17 protein-coding genes are annotated in these 18852 nt (G+C 72.1%); 7 read left to right on the plus strand and 10 right to left on the minus strand.

Annotated elements, in window-relative coordinates; translation table 11 throughout:
- Window positions 1-8: 8 nt before the first annotated feature.
- Window positions 9-1112 (plus strand): hypothetical protein, encoded by a 1104-nt coding sequence (locus ACGFR9_RS17010; protein WP_393208641.1) that lies wholly within the window; start codon window positions 9-11, stop codon window positions 1110-1112.
- On the opposite strand, the gene ACGFR9_RS17015 is transcribed toward ACGFR9_RS17010, so the two are convergent.
- Genes ACGFR9_RS17015 through ACGFR9_RS17035 form a run of 5 tightly spaced genes read right to left on the minus strand, consistent with a single transcriptional unit; the run spans window position 1009 to window position 6830 of the window.
- Window positions 1009-1749, minus strand: a complete 741-nt coding sequence (locus ACGFR9_RS17015) for a hypothetical protein (RefSeq protein ID WP_393208644.1) — start codon at window positions 1747-1749, stop codon at window positions 1009-1011. The two genes, ACGFR9_RS17010 and ACGFR9_RS17015, sit on opposite strands and share 104 nt — an antisense overlap.
- Window positions 1746-3245 carry an ATP-binding protein gene (locus tag ACGFR9_RS17020; RefSeq protein ID WP_393209569.1) on the minus strand — a complete coding sequence of 500 codons (1500 nt, stop codon included), beginning with the start codon at window positions 3243-3245 and terminating at the stop codon, window positions 1746-1748. The genes ACGFR9_RS17015 and ACGFR9_RS17020 overlap by 4 nt, the downstream gene beginning before the upstream one ends.
- Before the next feature lie 17 nt (window positions 3246-3262).
- Window positions 3263-3946, minus strand: a complete 684-nt coding sequence (locus tag ACGFR9_RS17025) for a response regulator (protein ID WP_393208647.1) — start codon at window positions 3944-3946, stop codon at window positions 3263-3265.
- Between the two features lie 23 nt (window positions 3947-3969).
- The gene (murJ, locus tag ACGFR9_RS17030) at window positions 3970-5622 is read right to left on the minus strand and encodes a murein biosynthesis integral membrane protein MurJ (protein WP_393208650.1); all 1653 of its coding nucleotides are present in this window, start codon (window positions 5620-5622) and stop codon (window positions 3970-3972) included.
- Window positions 5623-5627: 5 nt separating this feature from the next.
- Entirely contained in the window at window positions 5628-6830 is a 1203-nt protein-coding gene (locus ACGFR9_RS17035) for a lipid II:glycine glycyltransferase FemX (protein WP_393208653.1), read from the minus strand.
- 218 nt (window positions 6831-7048) lie between these two features.
- On the opposite strand from ACGFR9_RS17035, the gene ACGFR9_RS17040 reads away from it, so the two are divergent.
- Window positions 7049-8251: an Ig-like domain-containing protein gene (locus ACGFR9_RS17040; RefSeq protein WP_393208656.1), complete on the plus strand. Its 1203-nt coding sequence runs from the start codon at window positions 7049-7051 to the stop codon at window positions 8249-8251.
- A 15-nt stretch (window positions 8252-8266) separates the two neighbouring features.
- Here the strand turns inward: ACGFR9_RS17040 and ACGFR9_RS17045 are convergent, their stop codons facing one another.
- Entirely contained in the window at window positions 8267-8707 is a 441-nt protein-coding gene (locus ACGFR9_RS17045; RefSeq protein WP_393208659.1) for an anthrone oxygenase family protein, read from the minus strand.
- 88 nt (window positions 8708-8795) lie between these two features.
- Between ACGFR9_RS17045 and ACGFR9_RS17050 the strand changes: the two genes are divergently transcribed.
- Both ACGFR9_RS17050 and ACGFR9_RS17055 read left to right on the plus strand, forming a co-directional pair.
- Window positions 8796-9374 carry a TetR/AcrR family transcriptional regulator gene (locus ACGFR9_RS17050; protein ID WP_393208663.1) on the plus strand — a complete coding sequence of 193 codons (579 nt, stop codon included), beginning with the start codon at window positions 8796-8798 and terminating at the stop codon, window positions 9372-9374.
- 255 nt (window positions 9375-9629) lie between these two features.
- Window positions 9630-10499, plus strand: coding sequence for a GyrI-like domain-containing protein (locus ACGFR9_RS17055; RefSeq protein WP_393208666.1), 870 nt, complete (start codon window positions 9630-9632; stop codon window positions 10497-10499).
- A gap of 186 nt (window positions 10500-10685) precedes the next feature.
- Here the strand turns inward: ACGFR9_RS17055 and ACGFR9_RS17060 are convergent, their stop codons facing one another.
- Window positions 10686-11378, minus strand: a complete 693-nt coding sequence (locus tag ACGFR9_RS17060; RefSeq protein ID WP_393208669.1) for a response regulator — start codon at window positions 11376-11378, stop codon at window positions 10686-10688.
- Window positions 11375-12661: a sensor histidine kinase gene (locus ACGFR9_RS17065; RefSeq protein ID WP_393208672.1), complete on the minus strand. Its 1287-nt coding sequence runs from the start codon at window positions 12659-12661 to the stop codon at window positions 11375-11377. The genes ACGFR9_RS17060 and ACGFR9_RS17065 overlap by 4 nt, the downstream gene beginning before the upstream one ends.
- 211 nt (window positions 12662-12872) lie before the next feature.
- Here ACGFR9_RS17065 and ACGFR9_RS17070 point away from each other — a divergent pair, with 211 nt between their 5' ends.
- Both ACGFR9_RS17070 and ACGFR9_RS17075 read left to right on the plus strand, forming a co-directional pair.
- A complete protein-coding gene (locus tag ACGFR9_RS17070; protein ID WP_393208675.1) occupies window positions 12873-13565 on the plus strand; it encodes an ABC transporter ATP-binding protein in 693 nt (230 codons plus the stop codon).
- Window positions 13562-15970: an ABC transporter permease gene (locus tag ACGFR9_RS17075; RefSeq protein WP_393208678.1), complete on the plus strand. Its 2409-nt coding sequence runs from the start codon at window positions 13562-13564 to the stop codon at window positions 15968-15970. Before ACGFR9_RS17070 ends, ACGFR9_RS17075 begins: the two co-directional genes overlap by 4 nt.
- Before the next feature lie 2 nt (window positions 15971-15972).
- Here ACGFR9_RS17075 and ACGFR9_RS17080 read toward each other — a convergent pair whose 3' ends face one another.
- Together ACGFR9_RS17080 and ACGFR9_RS17085 are read right to left on the minus strand one after the other, a co-directional pair.
- Window positions 15973-16554 (minus strand): DUF305 domain-containing protein, encoded by a 582-nt coding sequence (locus ACGFR9_RS17080; RefSeq protein ID WP_393208681.1) that lies wholly within the window; start codon window positions 16552-16554, stop codon window positions 15973-15975.
- A 55-nt stretch (window positions 16555-16609) separates the two neighbouring features.
- Window positions 16610-17545, minus strand: coding sequence for a DUF1996 domain-containing protein (locus ACGFR9_RS17085; RefSeq protein WP_393208684.1), 936 nt, complete (start codon window positions 17543-17545; stop codon window positions 16610-16612).
- Window positions 17546-17818: 273 nt separating this feature from the next.
- Between ACGFR9_RS17085 and ACGFR9_RS17090 the strand changes: the two genes are divergently transcribed.
- The gene (locus ACGFR9_RS17090; RefSeq protein WP_393208687.1) at window positions 17819-18820 is read left to right on the plus strand and encodes a LacI family DNA-binding transcriptional regulator; all 1002 of its coding nucleotides are present in this window, start codon (window positions 17819-17821) and stop codon (window positions 18818-18820) included.
- Window positions 18821-18852: the final 32 nt, after the last annotated feature.

Genomic DNA, 18852 nt, shown 5'->3' on the forward strand with positions numbered 1-18852 from the left:
GGGGGAACATGAGGGGTCATGCGAGACGGAGCGTCAGCGGACGCGGGCGGGGAGCCCTGAGCGCGGCGGTCGCGGTCTGCGCGGTCACGGCGGTGCCGCCGACGACCGCGACGGCCGCGCCCGCCACCGCGTCGGGTGCCGGAGTCGAGAGGATCAGCGTCGCGTCCGACGGCACCCAGGGCGACGGCGACTCCGCCGGCGCCTCGATCACATCGGACGGCCGCCACATCGTCTTCTCGTCGGCGGCGAAGAACCTCACCGCCGACACCACGACGGCGACCGAGCGGGTGTACGTCCGGGACCAGCGGACGGGGCAGACCAAAGGGCTCGGGTTCCTGACCCCGAGCCACCCTCCGGTGATCAGCGACGACGGGGAGTACGCCGCCTACTTTGGGCGGTGGTTCAACGACTGGCGGATTCGCCTGGACCAGGTGGCGACGGCCAGGGAGATCTCCCTCGACTGCTCGGCCTACAGCTGCAGTCAGCCGTCCCTGAACGCGGACGGCCGCTACATCGCCTATGCCGTCACCACCTCCAAACTGCCGCCGATAGGCCAGCGCGTCGAGGTCCAGGACCTGAACGCCCACACCAAGGAGATCGTCGCCGAACTCGACCACACCATGTCGTCGTGGCCGTCCATCAGCGGCGACGGCCGCTTCGTCGCCTACCAGGACGCGCAGGCGGAAGACGTCCTCCTGTGGGACCGGACGGACGGCACCGTCTCCGGGCCGGTCGAGGGGGAGTCCGTGGCGGCGGCACTCGTCCAGCTCAGCGACGACGGCGGCAAGGTGGTCTACCTCTCGGGCTCCGACACCTACGTCCACGACGTGGCCTCGGGCACCGCGCAACCGGTGCCGGACGCGCGCGGCGTGGCCATCGACCCCACCGGCCGCTACCTGCTGTACGCCCCGCGCGACACGGGCGGACCGTCACTCGTCCTGCGCGACCTGCGGACGGGCACCGACGAGACCGTCTCGGACCAGCCGGCGTCCGCCGGCACCGACGCGGTCAGCGCCGGCGGACGCGACGTGGTCTTCCGGTCCACGGCCGACGACATCGTGCCCGACGACACCAACGGCAAGTCGGACGTCTTCGTCCGCCACTTCTACTGATCGTCGGGTGCCGGATCAGCCGGCAGGACCGAGGCCCGGCGGCATCACCGTCGTACGGCCGGATCGAGACCGCAGATCCCCGAGGCCGAAGCGCCGTCCACTCCCGTGAGCTTACGGTTGCCCGGCCGTCGGCGTCGTGACTGTAGGCGATCGTGCAGATCAGCTGGCGCAGCGCGGTCCGGTCCAGCCCGTCCACGGCGACGGGCACCTCGGCCTCGACACCGTCGCCGGCGGCCTCCTCCACCCGGATCGTCCGGCCCGAGGCGGCGGGCGGCACGGACGTACCGAGCCCCGCCGCGCGGTCCTGCTCGTCGGGACCGTGCAGCAGCGCGAGAATCACCTTCTCCGTCGGCACCGGCACGGTGTCCACGGTGACGGGGTCGAGCCCGGCGATCGGCCCGCCCTCGGGACCGTACTCGGCGCCGGAGTTCACGGACCGGATCACCGGAGTGATGCCGCCGTCGGAGGAGTGGAAGAAGAGCAGCATGTCGTAGTCGTGGTCGACGAACGTCTGGACGGTGGCAGGACCGCCTGCCTCGATCACATCGGTCTCCCGGATACCGCAGCCGCCGAGCAGCAGCACCGCCGACACGACGGCGGCCACGCCGGTACGCCGGCCCGTCCGCGCACGCCTCATCCGTCGGCCTCTTCCACATGAAGCGGTATCTCCACGGTGAAGACGGCGCCGCCCGCGGGAAGGTTCCCGGCACGGACGGTCCCGCCGTGCAGCCGTACGTTCTCCAGCGTGATCGCCAGCCCCAGTCCGCTGCCCGCCGACCGGGTGCGCGCGGCGTCCGCCTTGTAGAACCGGTCGAAGATGTGCGGCAGCACCTCCGGCCGGATGCCGGGTCCGCTGTCCGCGACCTGGACGATCAGTACGGGCGGGCCGGACGAGCGCGCTTCACTGCGCAGGCTCACGGTGACGGGCGTACCGCCGTGCCGCAGCGCGTTGCCGACGAGATTGGCGATCACGATGTCGAAGCGGCGCGGGTCGAGCCGGGCGCGGATGCCGGAGGGCAGCTCGGTGCGGACACGGCCGTCGGTCCAGTGCCGGTGCTGCAGCGTCTTGCCGATGGTCTCCGCGAGGTCGACCTCGTCGCTGTTGAGCTCGGCGGCGCGGGCGTCGAAGCGGGAGATCTCCATCAGGTCCTCGACCAGCACGGCGAGCTTCCCGGTCTCGGCGCTGACCAGCCGGACCGCGCGGGCGGTGTCGGAGTCCAGCCGGCCGGCGTCCTCGTCCAGAACCTCGGTGACGGCGAGCATCCCGGCGAGCGGCGTGCGCAGTTCGTGCGAGACATCGGAGGCGAAGCGGCGGGCGCGTGCCTCCGCCTCACGCAACTCGCGTACGGAACACTCGAGTTTTCCGGCCGTCTCGTTGAACGTACGTGCCAGGTCGGCCAGTTCGTCGCTGCCGCGCACCGCGATCCGGGTGTCGAGCCTCCCGCTGCCCATGCTCTGGGCGGCCTTGCGCAGTTCCCGCACCGGCCGCAGCACGCTGCGCGCGGCCAGCAGACCGGGGATCAGAGCGACGGCGAGACCGGGCAGGGCGCCGTCCCGGGCGGCCAGCAGCAGCGCGTCCACGTTGACCTGTTCGTCGGTCATCCGCATGACGGCGTAGAGCACCAGACCGCTCGGCAGTCTGCCCTCCGGTCCGGTCTTGAAGAGGGTGGGCATGGCGATGGTCAGATACGGCACACCGTCCCGCACGACCCGTTCGAAGCTGCCGTTGGGGTGGGCGTGCGCGGCCCGGCGCAGTTCCGGGGTGATGACGGTCGACACCGGGTTCTCACCGGAGGAGGCGCGGACCGAGCCGTACTCCGCGAAGACCACCCAGGGACGCGGCTTGCCCTTGCGGGCGATGTCGCGCAGGACCTCCTCCAGTCCCTCCTTCTGTATGGGCAGACCCCAGCCGGTCTGCTGCACCTGGTCGCGGAACGAGGAGACCGCGGTGTCCTGGGCGGTCTTCAGCAGGGCGTTGCGCGCGTCGCGGTAGGTCAGCGCCGACGTGGCGCCCGCGCTGACGGCGGCCACCAGCAGGAAGGCGAACACCAGCCGGGTGCGCAGCCCGAACGCCCTCGAACGGGTCCGGCCGTCGGCGCGGGGGACGCCGCGCGGAAGCCGAAGCCGCCGCAGCCGACCGGGACCGGAGGTCACAGCGGTCCGAAGCGGTAGCCGAAGCCCCGCAGGGTCTGGATGTAGCGGGGGCTGCCCGCCTCGTCCTCGATCTTGCCGCGCAACCGTGCGACACACGCGTCGACCAGCCGGGCGTCGCCGTGGAAGCTGTGCTCCCACACGTGTTCCAGCAACTGCTGTCTGCTGAACACCTGCTCGGGAGCCGCGGACAGATGGAGCAGCAGCTTGAGCTCGGAGGGGGCCAGCGCGACGATCCGGCCCGACTTGGACACGCTCAGCCCTGCCCGGTCGACGGCCAGGTCGCCGTGCACCTCGATGGCCGTCCTGCCCTGGCCGGAGGGGGCGATGCGGCGCAGTACGGCACTGATCCGGGCCTCGATCACCTCGGTACGCGCGGGCTTGACGATGTAGTCGTCGGCACCGGCCTCCAGGCCGATCACCACGTCGAAGTCGTCGCCCCGCGCGGTGAGCATGATGATCGGCAGCTGGCTGCGCTCCCGGACCCGCCGGCAGACCTGCACCCCGTTCATGCCGGGGAGCATCAGGTCCAGCAGCATCAGATCGGGCCGGAACTCGGCCAGCGCGGCGAGACCGGCCTCACCGGTCGCCGCCGCGCGTACTTCGTGTCCACGGCGGCGCAGACCGAGCTCGACCCCTTCGCGCACGGAAGGGTCGTCCTCGATGAGGAGCACGCGGGGCATGAGCAGTTCTCCCTCAATGATGGTCAGGGCCGAGCCGCTCTCCGGCGGATGCCGGAGAGCAGGGCGCCGAGTTCGGTGAGCCGCAGCGGCCGCGCGAGCAGGGCGAAGATGAGCACGACGACAGCGGCCCCGGCGGTTGCGGCCGCGAGCGCGCCGGCCCGCCCGGCGTACAGCGCCGCCAGATGGCCCAGCACGGCGGCGGGCACCGCGGCGACGACGAGCCGGGCGTGCGCCCCCGCGGCGGTGGACCGCAGCGGACGGGCGACGGCGAGCCGCCGGCTCAGCACCAGGGCGGTCACCGCCCAGCCCGCGCACAGCGCCACCGAGTACCCCGCCGCCATGCCGGTCACCGCCCAGCGGGCGGGCAGCGATTGGGCGGCCGCCACGGACAGGCCCGCGTTGAGGACGACGATCACCAGGTTGAGCAGGAACGGCGTACGGGTGTCGGAGAGGGCGTAGAAGGTGCGCGACAGCACGTACTGGCCCGACATGGCGACGAGTCCGGGCGCGAAGGCCATCAGGATCGCGGCCATGGCCCCGGTGTCGTCGGCGCTGGTACGGCCGTACCCGAAGACCAGGGCCATCACCGGCTGGGCGAGGGCGAGCAGCAGACACGCGGCGGGGACGACGGCGGACGCGGAGGTGCGCAACGCCCGGGAGACGTCGCGGCGCAGGGCGGCGGTGTCCCCATCGGCGGCGGCCGCGCTCATCCGGGGCATCAGCGCGGTCACCAGGGAGACCGTGATGATGCCGTGCGGTACGACCCACAGGACATAGGCGTTGTTGTACGCGCTGAATCCGGGGCCGCCGTCGAGGCCCGCGGTCGTGGCCAGCCGGGTGGTGACCCAGTAGGCGGCCTGGTTGGCCAGCACCAGCAGCACCAGCCAGAAGGCCGCCCGCAGCGGGCGGGTCAGGCCGCTGCCGCGCCAGTCGAAGCGGGGCCGCCAGCGGAACCCCGCCGCGCGCAGCGCCGGGAGCAGGGCGACGGTCTGGACGGCGATACCGGCCGTGGTGCCCCAGCCGAGCAGAGCCGTCTCGGCCCCGGTGAGGCCGTCCCCGCCGCCCGTCGCGACGGCCAGGTACAGGCCGAACACGGCGATGACGACGAGGTTGTTGAGGACCGGCGCCCACATCATCGCGCCGAACCGGCCGCGTGCGTTGAGGACCTGCCCGAGCAGGGTGAACAGTCCCAGGAAGAGGATCTGCGGCAGACAGCAGCGGGCGAACGCCGTCGTCATGGCGGCCTGCCGGCCCCCGTAGTCGGTGTACGCGCCGACGATCGCGGGAGCCGCCCACACCGCGGCCGCGGTGATCGCCAGCAGGCCGGCCACACAGACGGTGACGAGCCGGTCGGTGTACGCGACGCCGCCGTCCGCGTGTTCCTTGGCCGCCTTGACCAGCTCGGGGACGAAGACGGCGTTGAGCGCGCCGCCGAGGAGGAGCATGTAGACGATCGTGGGCAGTGAGTTGCCGACCGCGTAACCGTCCGCCGTGGGCCCGATGGTGCCCAGCGCCGCCGCGACCACGGCGGAGCGGGCGAAGCCGGTGCCCCGGGAGACGATCGACCCGGCGGCCATGACGGCACTGCTGCGCGCCGTGGAGGCCGCCTTCGTACCGGCGGCGGACCGTGTGTCGTCCGGCCGGGCGGCGGAACTGTCCGCACCGGTCGGAGCCATGGCGCTCACCGGCGGCTCAGATACGCCTGGAAGGCGCGGTACAGCGTCTGGTTGGCGGTGCCGCCCAACGGTCTCTCCCATTCCCCCAACGTCTCGACGACCTGTCCGCCGGTACCGAGCTTCCACCGCAGTAGTCCGTACGCCCGTTCGGCCGGGTCGAGAGTGGAGGGTACCCCGCGCATGTCGTAGACGTCCGCGCCGAGGGCGTGGGCGTCCTGCAGCATCCGCCACTGCAGGGCGTTGGAGGGCCTCACCTCGCGGCGGTGGTCGGCCGACGCCCCGGTCTGGTACCAGACCTTGCGGCCCACCGTGATCATCGTGTGGGCGGCGAGGATCTCACCGCGGTGACGTGCGAGGTACAGCTTCATCCGGCCCGGCTCCTCGGCGTTGAGCGCCGCGTACTGACGCTCGTAGTAGGCCAGGGAGCGGCCGAGCCGGAAGCCGTCGCGCCGTTCGGTGAGGCCCAGCAGCCGGTAGAACTCGGGGAGTTCGGCGGCGCTGCCCACGACCACCTCCACACCCTCCTTCCGGGCACGCCGCACATTGCGCCGCCACTCCTGGTTGAGCCCGGACCACAACTGCTCGGCGGTGCGTCCGGCCAGCGGAACCCGGAAGACATGGCGGGGCTGCGCGTCCCCGTCCTCGGCGGTCCCGTCACCGCCGCAGCGGCGCCATCCCCGGGCGCGCAGCCGCTCGGCGACGGCGGTGCCGAGCGGGTCGACCTCACTGGCGAGCACGTCCCGCAGCCGCCGGCCCGGTCCGGCGTGCGGCTTGAGCGCGGCGGCGTCCCAGCGCCGGAACGCGGGGGAGGGGCCGATGCGTACGGCGAAGACACCCGCGTCGCGCAGCCGGTCGAGCAGCGGAGCGAGCCAGACGTCGATGTCGGGGTCCGACCAGTCGGCCACGGGCCCTTCGGGAAGGTAGGCGAAGTACCGGCGGGTGCCCGGGAGCTGACGCAACAGCACCAGTGCCGCGCCGCTCAGCGTCCCCGATCCCGGATCCGCATCCGTTCCCCAGCCGAGCAGCCGGGCCCGCCAGCCCTCCTTGACGTCGGCCCAGGAGGGGCACTGCAGGAAACCGGGGCCGAGGGCCCGGCCGGCGGGCGACGCCAGGAAGTCACGGTAGGCCTGCGGCGTGACGGGGCCGAGGCGCATGGGCCCCTTCCCGGTCGGGGGCACACGGCCGGGCGGTACGAGGAGTGCTGACACGGTCCGAGCCTCACCTTCTCCCCGGCTGGTCAACGGGGACGACGGTGATGCTCACAACGGGGCATGACCGCTCCGCGCGGCGAATGTGACGGGACCATGACCGTTCCTCCCCAACCGCGGTCACATGGCTCCGCATCGGCTGACCAGGCCTTTTCCGGCTCTAAAGTCACGAAAGTCCGCCAGTCGTCGCGGAGTTGTCCCTCGTCCCGGAGGTCCCTGTGCATCGCACACGTGTGTTCGCCCCTGCCCCGATACGGGCCGCCGTCGCCGCGGCCCTGCTGGCACCGCTCGCCGCCTGCTCGTCCGGTCCGTCGCCGTCCGCGCCGGACGCGACCGCGGCCGGGCGGCCCGACGGCCGCCCCGTCACGGTCACCGTCACCCCCGAGGGGCGGGAGGCCGCGCCGGGACGGCCGGTCACGGTCACCGCCGCGCACGGACGCCTCACCTCGGTGACCGTCACCGACGCCGAAGGCCACCGTCTGCCCGGCAAGGTCACGCCAGGCGGCGACAAGTGGACCTCGGAACGGAGGACCGCGCCCGGCACGGCGTACACGGTCACCGCCGCGACCCGTGACGAGGGCGGCGCCGCCGGCAGCACGAAGGCCTCCTTCACCACGGTCGAGGCGGACAAGGTCAACAAGGTCGACTGGCGTCCGGGCACCGGCACCACCGTCGGCGTGGCCCAGCCGATCTCCCTGGTCTTCGACAACCCGGTCAGGAACCGGGCCGAGGTCGAGAAACAGCTCAAGGTGACCACCTCGGACGGCACCGAGGGCTCCTGGGGCTGGATACGCGACTGGTCGGGCAGGGACAGGGTCGACTGGCGTCCGAAGTCGTACTGGAAGCCCGGCACCAAGGTGACCTTGAACGCCGAGCTGAACGGCACGGACTCGGGCCCCGAGGGCGGCTGGTTCGTCCGCGACTACACGACGGCCTTCACCGTCGGCGCCCGGCAGATCGTCGAGGTCGACCTCGACCGCCACCGGCTCGCACTGGTCCGCGACGGCAGAACCGTACGGACCATCCCGGTCTCCGGCGGCACACCCGGCGGCGACAAGCGTTCCTGGCGCGGCACGGCCGTGCTGATGGCCAAGGAGGGCACGATCAACATGAACTCCGAGACGGTCGGCCTCGGCGACGCCTACGACAAGATGGTCGACTACTCGATGCGGCTGACCTGGTCGGGCATGTACGCGCACGCCGCCCCGTGGAACGCCCGCTACTTCGGCAACGCCAACCGCAGTTCGGGCTGTATCGGCATGAGCGACGCGGACGCGGCCTGGTTCTACCGGCAGGTGCGGCCGGGTGACCCGTTCGAGATCACGGGCAAGGAGACCAAGGGCGTGGTCGACGAGGGGAACGGCTTCGGCGCGTGGAACGTGCCGTGGAGCGACTGGAAGAAGAGGAGCGCACTGCGGTGAGGGACGGCCGACGGCTCAGACGAGGGCGGCCGCCAGGCAGGCGAACGCGGCGATGATGACGGCGACGCGGACGTAGTGGAAGCGGTCCCAGCGGTCCATCTGCTGCTTCCAGTCGGCGGGCCGGTTCTCGGGGGTCCACGTCTTGCCCCGGTTGTTGATCGGGACGAGCAGCAGGACCGACATGATCACACTGACGACCAGGAGCGCGGCGCCGGCGACGACCAGGCCGGTGCCGTGCCGGTCGGCGAGGGCCCAGACCGCGGCGAGGACGACCGAGCCGATGTACCAGACCGGCATCACGGCACCGAGCATCCGGCCCCCATGGGCGCGGGCGAGCTGACCGCTGTCCTCCGGGAGGGCGTTGAAGATCCGGTTCATGACGAAGGCGACGGAGAACTCCACCCCCACCATCACGCCGACGACCACGGTGGTGACGACCTGAAGTGCGTTGAGCATGACGACTCCCTGATCTAGCGTTGCTAGCTGATGTGGCAACGCTAGCCCTACTGCCGCTCGATTGTCTAGCGGTGCTAGGATCTGATGTATGTCGGTACAGGAACGCAAGGAGCGCGAGCGGGCGGACCGCGAACGCCTCATCGTGGCGACCGCTCGCGAGCTCGCCGAGCGGCAGGGCTGGGACGCCGTCACCACCCGCCGGCTCGCCGAACGCATCGAATACAGCCAGCCCGTCCTCTACAGCCACTTCCGCGGCAAGCGCGAGATCATCGGCGCGGTCGCCCTCCAGGGGGCCACGGAACTGGCCGCGGCGCTGCGGTCCGCGGCCTCCGCCGCGGACGGCCCGCGCGCCGGGGTCACCGCCCTCGCCCGCGCCTACCTGGACTTCGCGGCACGCAACCCGGCCGTCTACGACGCCATGTTCCAGCTCGACGGCGGCCTGGCGTTCGCCGAGGAGGACACCCCCGAGCCGCTGAAGGAAGGCTTCGCCGCCCTGCTGGAGAACCTCAGCGACGTCGCCGGGGACGGCGTCCACCCGGGGCTGTTCACCGAGGTGTTCTGGGCCGCCCTGCACGGGCTGGCGACCCTGACCCGGGCGGGAAGGCTGCCGCCGGGAGACGCCGAGCGCAGAACGGAACTGCTGGTGGACCGGCTCGCTGTGCTCTGAGGCCGGTGGCTCGGGCGCCACGAACCTGCTGGCCCGCGCCACCGACACGGCCGGCCGCACCCAGCCGGACCTCGCCGTGCCCCACACCCAGGGGTATCTGTTCGACGCGCCGGCGCGGCATCCGGTGAACGTCGTTCGTCGTGTGACTGACGGTGGCAGCGCGGTCCTGACCCGGTCCCCATGATCGGACCGGATCGCGGCGGTCGGGTCCGGGCGGGGTCCCGGCAGGCAGGGTGGACAGCGAAAGGAGGCCTCGTGATCTCGGCACTCAACCGACTCGTGGATCTCGTCGAGGAGCACATCGCGGAGGAGTTCGACGTCCGCACAGTGGCCGCGGAGGTGGGCACGACCGGTTACCACCTGCGCCGGATGTTCTCGTCGCTGGCCGGCATGCCGCTGTCGGAGTACGTCCGCCGACGTCGTATGACCCTCGCCGCCGCCGACGTGGTCCGGGGTGAGGACGATCTGCTCACGATCGCCGTCCGGCACGGATACGGCTCGACCGAGGCGTTCGGCCGGGCGTTCCGCGCGGTCCACGGCGCCGGCCCCGGTGAGGTACGCCGCGAGGGAGGCCCCCTGCGCACACAACCACAGCTCAGGTTCCACCTGACCGTCGAAGGGAGCGTCCCCATGGACACCCGCCTCATCGACCGCCCCGCGTTCCGGCTGATCGGACACGCGGCCCGGGTCCCGCTCATCCACCATGGCGTCAACCCGCACATCCAGGAGCACATCACCGCACTGCCGCCGGAGGAACACCCCCGGCTGAAGGCCCTCGGCGACACCGAACCGGGCGGTCTGCTGCAGGTGAGCGACGACGTCGACCCCGACGGCAGGGAGGGCACCGAGCTGACCTACCTGCACGGGGTCGCCGTATCCCGGGACACCCCGGCCCCCGACGACCTCGACGCCATCGAGGTACCGGCCGGCAAGTGGGCGGTCTTCCGTACCGCCGGACCGCATCCGCAGGCCCTGCAGACGACCTGGGCCGCGACCGCTACCGAGTGGTTTCCCTCGAACCCGTGGCGCCTGCGGCCCGGCCCCTCGATCGTCGCGGTCCTCGAGCGCGCGGACGACTTCAGCACCGCCTCCTGCGAGCTCTGGCTGCCCGTCGAACCTGCGTGACCGGCACGGCGGACCGCCCACAGCGCCTTCTCCACCGGCGCCGCGGGCGGTCGGTCGGATGCCGCAGGCGGGCGCCGACCGGTACGCCGACGGACCGAAGCGCACAGGCGTGTGGCGTACTCGGCGCAAGCCCTCGCACCCCCGCAGGCATACGCGGCCGGGCCGAGTCGGCGGGAGAGCCCGTGATCAGTCGGGAGGGCTTCCGCCCGGAGTGATCAGCCCCGTCTCGTAGGCGTGGACGACGGCCTGGACACGGTCGCGCAGATCCAGTTTCGACAGGATGCGGCCGATGTGGCTCTTGACCGTGGTGGGGCTCAGAAAGAGCCGGGAGGCGAGTTCGGCGTTGGTCAGGCCCGTCGCCAGCAGGCGCAGCACCTCGAGTTCACGCGGGGTCAGGGCCGACAGATCCCGGTGCGGGGCGATGGTCCGTGGCTCCTCGCGCGGGGCGAAGCGCTCGATCAGCCTGCGGGTGATCGTGGGGGACAGCAGGGCGTCCCCGGACTGCACCAGTCGCAGCGAGGCGACCAGACGCTCGGGGGTGACGTCCTTGAGGAGGAAGCCGCTCGCGCCCGCCGTGAGCGCGGCGTAGACGTACTGGTCGAGGTCGTAGGTGGTGAGGATGACGACGCGGGTCTCCCGGGTGCTCTCACCGGCGAGGATGCGTCTGGTGGCCTCGATACCGTCCATGCCCGGCATCCGGATGTCCATCAGGACGATGTCGGGCCGTGTGCGGCGGACCGCCGCGACGGCCTCCGCCCCGTCGGCGGCCTCGGCCGTCACGTCGATGCCGTCCGCGGCCAGGATCATCCTGAATCCGGTACGCACCAGAGCCTGGTCGTCCGCGATGACGGCCCGCAGCGCCGGCCCGTCCGCCGTCATTCCGCGCTCCTCGGGATCCGGGCCGTCACCCGGTAACCGCCGGTGCCGGTCGGCCCGGCCGTCAACTCGCCCCCGTAGACGGCCAGTCGTTCACGCAGCCCGAGATGCCCGCGACCACTGCCCGCCACCGCGGGACCGGCCCGCCCGCCACCGGTGTCCGTCACCTCGATCCGCAGAGCGCCGTCGGTGCAGCCGATGGAGACGAACGCCTGCGCGCCGTGTGCGTGCTTGATCGTGTTGGTCAGCGCCTCCTGCACGACGCGGTAGGCCGCAAGGCCCACCCCCGGCGGCAACGGCTCCGGCGGCAGTGACCGTTCGACGCTCACGGGCGTCCCCGCCGCGCGCACGCGGGCGACCAGGGCGTCGAGCTGTGCGAGTCCGGGCTGGGGTTCCAGGCCGTCGGGCCTGTCCTGGTCCGGCCCTGCCAACAGGCCCATCACATGACGCAGTTCGGCCATGGCGGCCCTGCCGCCCGCCTCGACGGCCAGCAAGGCCTCCTTCGCCTGCCCGGGCACCGACTCCATCACCTTGCGGGCCGCGCCCGCCTGGATCACCATCACGCTCACATTGTGGGTCACGACATCGTGCAGCTCGGCGGCGATACGGGCACGCTCCTCCTCGACGGCCCGGCGCATGGACTCGGCCTGGGCCGCCTGCAGTTCGGCGACCCGTACCCGGCTGGACGCCAGCCGTAGCTGCAGCAGACGGACGAGACTCGCCAGCATTCCCGCCACCAGCAGGACGAAGCCCGGACTGGACCATCCCGGGACCACGGGATCCGCGTTCCGGAAGGCGAAACCGGACAGTACGGCGGCAACTACCAGGATCCCGATCGCCATGATCCGGTAACGGCTGTGCACGACGGCGGTGTAGGCGGCGACGACACAGGCCAGAACCGTGATCCAGGAGGCGGCGTCGCCGATGACCAGGCTCGCGCCCAGCGTCGTCGTGAAGACGGCCAGCGGATACCGGCGCCGCAGTGCCAGCGGCAGCGTCGACAACATGATCAGCGACCAGGGCGCGGACGGAAGTCCGTTCTCCACGGGCGCCTGATCGGGGCCGGGCGGTGGTGGCGCCGGGAAGCCGTTCCCGACGTCGACCACGGGCGGGTGGACGCCCACCGGCCCCTCACCGGGGTGGTTCCGTGCCACGTACAGAGCGACGGCGGTCAGGACGACCGCCAGCACCACGTCGGCGCGTACCGCTCGCCCCGTCGGCGGCGCACCCCTGCCCTCGGGGCGCAGCGCGTCGAGAAGCTGCCTGCGCCGGCGTTCCGTCTCCATCCGCCCATTCTGCTGGTCTCCGCACCCGGCCCGCGTCCACCTGTCCGACCAGGGCGTCCTCCTCAGGTCGTCCTCCTCGGGGAGGAGCCCGCGGCCGGTTCGTCCGCGGGGAGGAGCCGATGCCGTTTCCGCGGCCGACGCGCCCCACCGGCGGCGCTCCTAGGTTCAACGGCATGTCGTTTCCCGAAGAGCGCGAGGACGGACAGCCCGCATGAATCACGTGATCGAACTGGAGGGCGTGGCGAAGCGCTACGACAGCGGCGGCGCGCCGGTGCTGGGACCGCTCACGCTCAGCGTCGCCAAGGGGGAGGCCCTTGCCGTGACGGGGCCTTCCGGCAGCGGCAAGTCCACACTGCTGAACCTCGTCGCCGGACTGGACAGGCCGACGGAGGGCTCCGTGACCGTGGCGGGGCGGCGGATCGACCGGTGCGGAGAGCACGCCCTCGCCAGGTTCCGCCGCGCGCACATCGGCATGGCCTTCCAGTTCTTCAACCTCCTCGACGACCTCACCGTCACGGACAACATCCAGCTCCCGGCCCGGCTGACCGGTACCGGCCGGCGGGCGGCCGAGGCCCGCGCGGATGAGCTCATGGAGATGCTGGGCATCCAGAAGCACGCCCGCGCCCACCCGGGCAGGCTGTCCGGAGGCGAACGTCAACGGGTCGGTGTCGCAAGGGCGTTGGTCAACCGGCCCGAACTGCTGCTCGCCGACGAGCCCACGGGTGCGCTGGACACCGCCTCGGGCCACGACGTCCGCGATCTGCTGACGGATCTGCACCGGGCCGGCCAGACCATCGTGCTGGTGACCCATGATCCGGCACTGGCGGCGGCGTGCGCGACCCGCACCATCCAACTGGTCGACGGCCGCCTGGCCCTCGACACATGTGCGGGGGCTGCCCGATGAGCCCGTTCGGCAACGGCGCGCTGGGACGGGTCGTACGCTCCGGGGTCGGCCGCCGTCGCGTGCAGACCGTGGTGATCGCCGTGGCCACGATGATGGCCGTCGCCTCGGCCGTGGTCGCCGGGGCACTGATGGTCGCCGCGGCCGCGCCCTTCGACCACGCCTTCGCCGAGCAGCGGGGCGCACATCTCACGGCTCAGTTCGACCCGGCCAGGACGAGTGCCGCACGGCTGGCGGAGACCGGGCGGCTGGACGGCGTCACCGCGAGCGCGGGCCCGTATCCGTCCACGGCGTTCCGCCCGGTGGACCGGACCGGATTCCGGCTGCCTACGCTGACCCTGGTCGGGCGGCCCGCCCCGGACGGTGACGTCGACCGCGTGGAACTGGCGTCCGGCCGGTGGGCGGGGAAACCGGGCGAGATCGTGCTCAGTTCGTCGTTCGAGGGACCCGGCGTCGAGATCGGGTCCGCCCTCAGGGCGTCCGGTACCGCGAACGGCCCGGCGCTCACGGTCGTCGGCTTCGCCGTGTCGAGCGGCAGGAGCGCAGACGCCTGGACCACACCGGCCCAGATCGACGCGCTGGCGGCACAGGGTGGTCCGGTCACGAGCCAGATGCTCTACCGCTTCGATTCGTCGGGCACCGAGGAGCAGATCCTCGCCCACCGGGCGAAGATCGCCGGCTCCGTGGAGTCGGGGGCGCTGCTGGGCACACAGTCCTGGCTGGACACCAAGCGCGCCGCGGACCAGGGAGCGGCGGCGACCGTCCCGTTCGTGACGGCGTTCGGTGTGCTCGGCATCGTCATGTCGGTGATCATCGTCAGCAGTGTGATCAGCGGCGCCGTCGGCACCGGCCTGCGCAGGATCGGCATCCTCAAGGCCATCGGCTTCACCCCGGGCGAGATCGTCCGCGCCCATATGGCCCAGGCGCTGATTCCGGCCTCCGTCGGCACCGGCATGGGAGTGCCGCTGGGCAACCTCCTCGCCATGCCGCTGCTGGCGGACACGGAGTCGTTGTACGGCACCGTCTCCCTCTCGGTGGCCTGGTGGGTGGACATCGCGGTGCCGGCCGCCGCCCTGCTCGTCGTAGGGCTCGCGGCACTGATCCCCGCCCGGCGGGCCGGAAGGCTGCACACGGTCGACGTCCTCGCGGTCGGCCGGGCGCCCCGCACGGGGCGCGGGCGGTGGGCGCACCGGACACTGGCGCGGCTGCCCCTGCCGCGGCCGGTGACCCAGGGCCTCGCCACCCCCTTCACCCATCCGGTACGCGCCCTCGCGATGCTGCTCGCGGTGGCGTTCGGCACGGCCGCGGTGACCTTCGCGGTGGGCCTGACCTCGTCCCTGAGCGCGATCGGCTCCTCGCAGGATCCGGAGGACCGTGCCGCCGTCACGGTCACGACGGCCGTACCGCACACCATCGCAGCCCCGCCGCCCCCTCCGGTCGGGGGCGGCGAGCCCACCCCGTCCCCGGCGAGCGGCGGCACGGCCGAGCCGCGGGCCGCCGACCCGGCGAAGGTGCGGTCCGCTCTCGACGCCCAGGCGGGCACGGCGTCGTACTACGGCACACTGCGGACCGAGGTCGCCGTGGCCGGGCTCTCCGGCTCGGTCCGGGCGAGCCTCTACGAAGGCGATGCGCGCGAGGGCGGCCACGCGATGCTCTCAGGCCACTGGATCAGCGGAAAGGGGCAGGTCGTGGTGCCCACGCGTTTCCTGGAACGGACCAGCACCGAGGTCGGTGACACGATCCGCCTGACCCATGAGCGGGAGAGCGCCGACCTGCGCATCGTGGGCGAGTCCTTCGACACCTCGGCCAACGCGCAGGAGATCCACGCGGACATGGCGAACTTCCCCTCCGCCGAACCCAGTACCTTCCTCGTCGAGGTGAAGCCCCAAGTCTCCGCCGACGCGTACGCCCACCGACTCGCGTCGGTGGTACGGCCGCTGGGAGGCGACGCCACGACCACGCCCCCGGCGGAGCGGAAGGGCGTCATCCTCGTCATGGACGCGATCGCACTGCTGCTCACCCTCATGCTGGTGTGCGTGGCCGGCCTCGGCATACTCAACTCCGTGGTCCTCGACACCCGGGAACGCGTCCACGACCTGGGCGTCTGCAAGGCGATCGGCATGACGCCACGGCAGACCGTGACTCTCGTGCTCTCCTCGGTGGCGGTGGTCGGTGTGCTCGGAGCGCTGGCGGGTGTGCCGGTGGGGTACGCGTTGCACGGCCTCGTCATGCCGGTCATGGGCCGCGCGGTGGGTACGGGCATGCCGTCGTCCGTCCTCGATGTGTACGCCCCGGTTCAGCTGCTCCTGCTGGGGTCGGGTGGCGTCGCCCTCGCCGTGCTGGGCGCGCTGGTCCCGGCCGGCTGGGCGGCGAAGGTCCCTGTGGCGACGGCGTTGCGCACCGAATAGCGTCAGACGGACCGCAGGCGTCGCAGTGCGTCACGGGCGTACGAGCCGTTGGCCGCGGCGGCCCTCCTCACCCGGGCGCCGGTGTCCGCCGTGCGGACGGCTGCCGCGAGCTTCCCGGCCTGGGTGAAGTGTTCGACGAGCGCGGATCGCAGCAGACGGTCGAACCGCGGGCCCCGGGCGGCCTCCAGGGCCCGCAGTTCCTCGGCGTTGACCATGCCGGGCATGTCGTGGCCCTCGTGCGGGTTGTCGTCGGGCAGGCCGGCGTGCCTCAACAGGGCCCGCAGCTGGACCAGTTCGGCACGGTGGTGGTCCGCGGTGCCGGACGCCCAGTCCTTGAGGCCCTGGCTGCCGCTCCGTCGCGGCGCGAGGCGAAGGAGGTACCGGGCCTGGTCGTCCATGGCGATCAGGAGCTGGGCCCAGCCGATGTCGGTGGTGGTCAGGCCGCCGTGCGAGGCGGCAGCCGATGCCGGGGCGGGCCGGGGCGGACCCGGTGACGAACCGGCACACCCCGGCACGGCCAGCGCGCACACCAGGAGGACAGCTCCGAGGGCGCTCGGCCGGCGTGAGGCCGTGACATCGCGCATCGCTGCTCCTTCGGCTCGGCGGACGTGCCGGGGTACGGGACAGCCGGACCGGTGATCAGGACGGCCTGCCGTCCGCTCCGCACTTGACGATGACGTTGATGCAGTCGGTCACCCTGCGGGCGAGTTCGTTCTGTGGCCATGCGTTGAAGAAGTCGCCGTGCATGGTGTAGCCGGGTCCGGACGCCAGGCGCAGTCCCTGGGTGCTTCCGGAGACGGGGTAGCGCAGGACCTGGCGGAGTTTGGGCACGGGCACCGGATGGCCGGCCGGGCACGCTCCGTTGACCGGGTAGGACATATGGCTCTTGTGGTCGGGGGAGTCCAGATCCTTGCCGTTCCAGCACTGCGGGAAGTCCAGGTAGGACTCCAGCATCGATCCCGCGGGGCAGTTCACGAAGTCCTTCGAGGGATTGACCTCGCCGTGGTGCAGACACGACCAGCGGGACACGGAGGTGGGATCGTCGACGCCGGTCGCCTTGGCGTTGCCGGCCACGATCCGCAGTCCCTGCGGGAAGGGCCGGATGCGCTGGATGACGTCGTCCCGCACCCCTTCACCCAGGTAGTAGAAGGTGGTGCCGGTGGGCTCCACGGGCTGATCACCGCGGTACATCGTGGGCACCCAGTACGACGACGTGTCGACGGCGGGGCTGCAGGTGGAGGACGAGCCCAGCAGGTCGGTGACATCGGTGTGCGCGTCGGTGACCCGGCTGCCGAAGAAGCTGTGCATATGAGAGGCCCCGGGCAGGCCGGGGAAGACGATCGGGTCGTCGGGGAGCCGGTGGCTGTAGGGACACTCGGCGAGGAATTCCGCGACCCGGACCACCTGGGCGGCCTGGGGGGCGGCATCGAGCTCGGTGGATCTCGTGGCGCCGCCGGGTGTGGCCGCGCCGCTGTACAGGGTGGCGAGCAGCAGGCCCAGGGCCGCCAGGGCGGTCGGCCAGACGCGACGCCGGCGAGGGCTCTCCGCGGGCGGGTGTGGGGACGTTCTCAGCACAGCACTCCTCCTAAGGAAGTGGTGGGGGCTGCCGGAACCGGTCCCGGAACCGCTTCCGGGACCTGGCGAGAGTGAAACGACACTGTCATGTCGCCGTCAATACTTCCGGTGGAGATCGGTACATCCCGATGCCCGGACGCCTTCAACACGTGACACTGTCCCGAGGTCACGGTGTTGACGTCCGGGCGAGCCCGCTGCTTCACTCGGCGCCGCGACGGACCCGAGACCGCGAGTGGCGGCCTGTCCGGCGGCACACGGGGAAGGGGAGTCTCATTGCGGGTCACCATCGCGGACGTGGCCCGGATCGCGGGCGTGAGCAAGACGACCGTCTCACGCGTGCTCAACACGCGTGGCGAGGTGGACCGTTCGACCAGGGCCCATGTCCGGGAGGTCATCGACCGGCTGGGCTACGTGCCCAGTTCGGGTGCGGTGGGTCTGGCCCGGGGGAGCAGCCGTACCGTCGGCATGCTGGTGCCCTCCGTGACCTGGCCGTGGATGGGCGAGGTCCTCCAAGGGGTCGTCGACACCGTCGAGGAAGCCGGGTTCGGGCTGCTGCTGTTCACCTGCAACCGGGGTGTCGAATCCCTCGGGCGGTTCACCCGCCAGGTCTCCGCGGGGGCCTTCGACGGACTGCTCGCCGTGGAGCCGGAGGACACCCTGTCGATGCTGGCGGCACTGCACCGCAAAGGACTCCCGGTCGTACTGATCGACGACCGCGGCCGGCATCCGGAGTTCCCCCACGTCACCGCGGCGAACCACGAGGGGGGCGCGGCGGCCGCGCACCATCTGCTGGCCGCGGGCCGGCACACGCCCCTCGTCCTCACCGGGCCCCTGCGCTTCGGCTGCGTACGCGACCGCCTCGACGGCTTCGCGAACGCCTGTGCCGACGGCGGCCATCCGCTGGATCCCGCCCTTGTCGTCGAGAGCGACTTCACCGAGGCGGACGCGCGCGAAACCGTCACCCGACTGCTCGGCGAGGGACGCGTCTTCGACGCCGTGTTCGCCCACAACGACCTCGCCGCCATCGGCGCACTGGCCGCCCTGCGCACCGCCGGCCTGCGCGTACCCGGCGACGTGGCCGTCATCGGCTTCGACGACATTCCCGCGGCCCGCCTGACCCACCCCTCCCTCACCACGGTCCGCCAGCCGATGAGGGAGATGGGGGAGACCGCGGCACGGATACTCCTCGCACGTCTCCAGGGCGGGGAACCGCCCGCTCCCTCCGCCGTGCTGCCGACCTCGGTGGTCGTCCGGCAGTCCACGACAGGCATCTGACCGAGCCGGGGCGAACCCGGTCGAGCGGCGGG

This window comes from Streptomyces sp. NPDC048584 (assembly GCF_043199595.1).
GTDB classification, from domain to species: domain Bacteria; phylum Actinomycetota; class Actinomycetes; order Streptomycetales; family Streptomycetaceae; genus Streptomyces; species Streptomyces edwardsiae.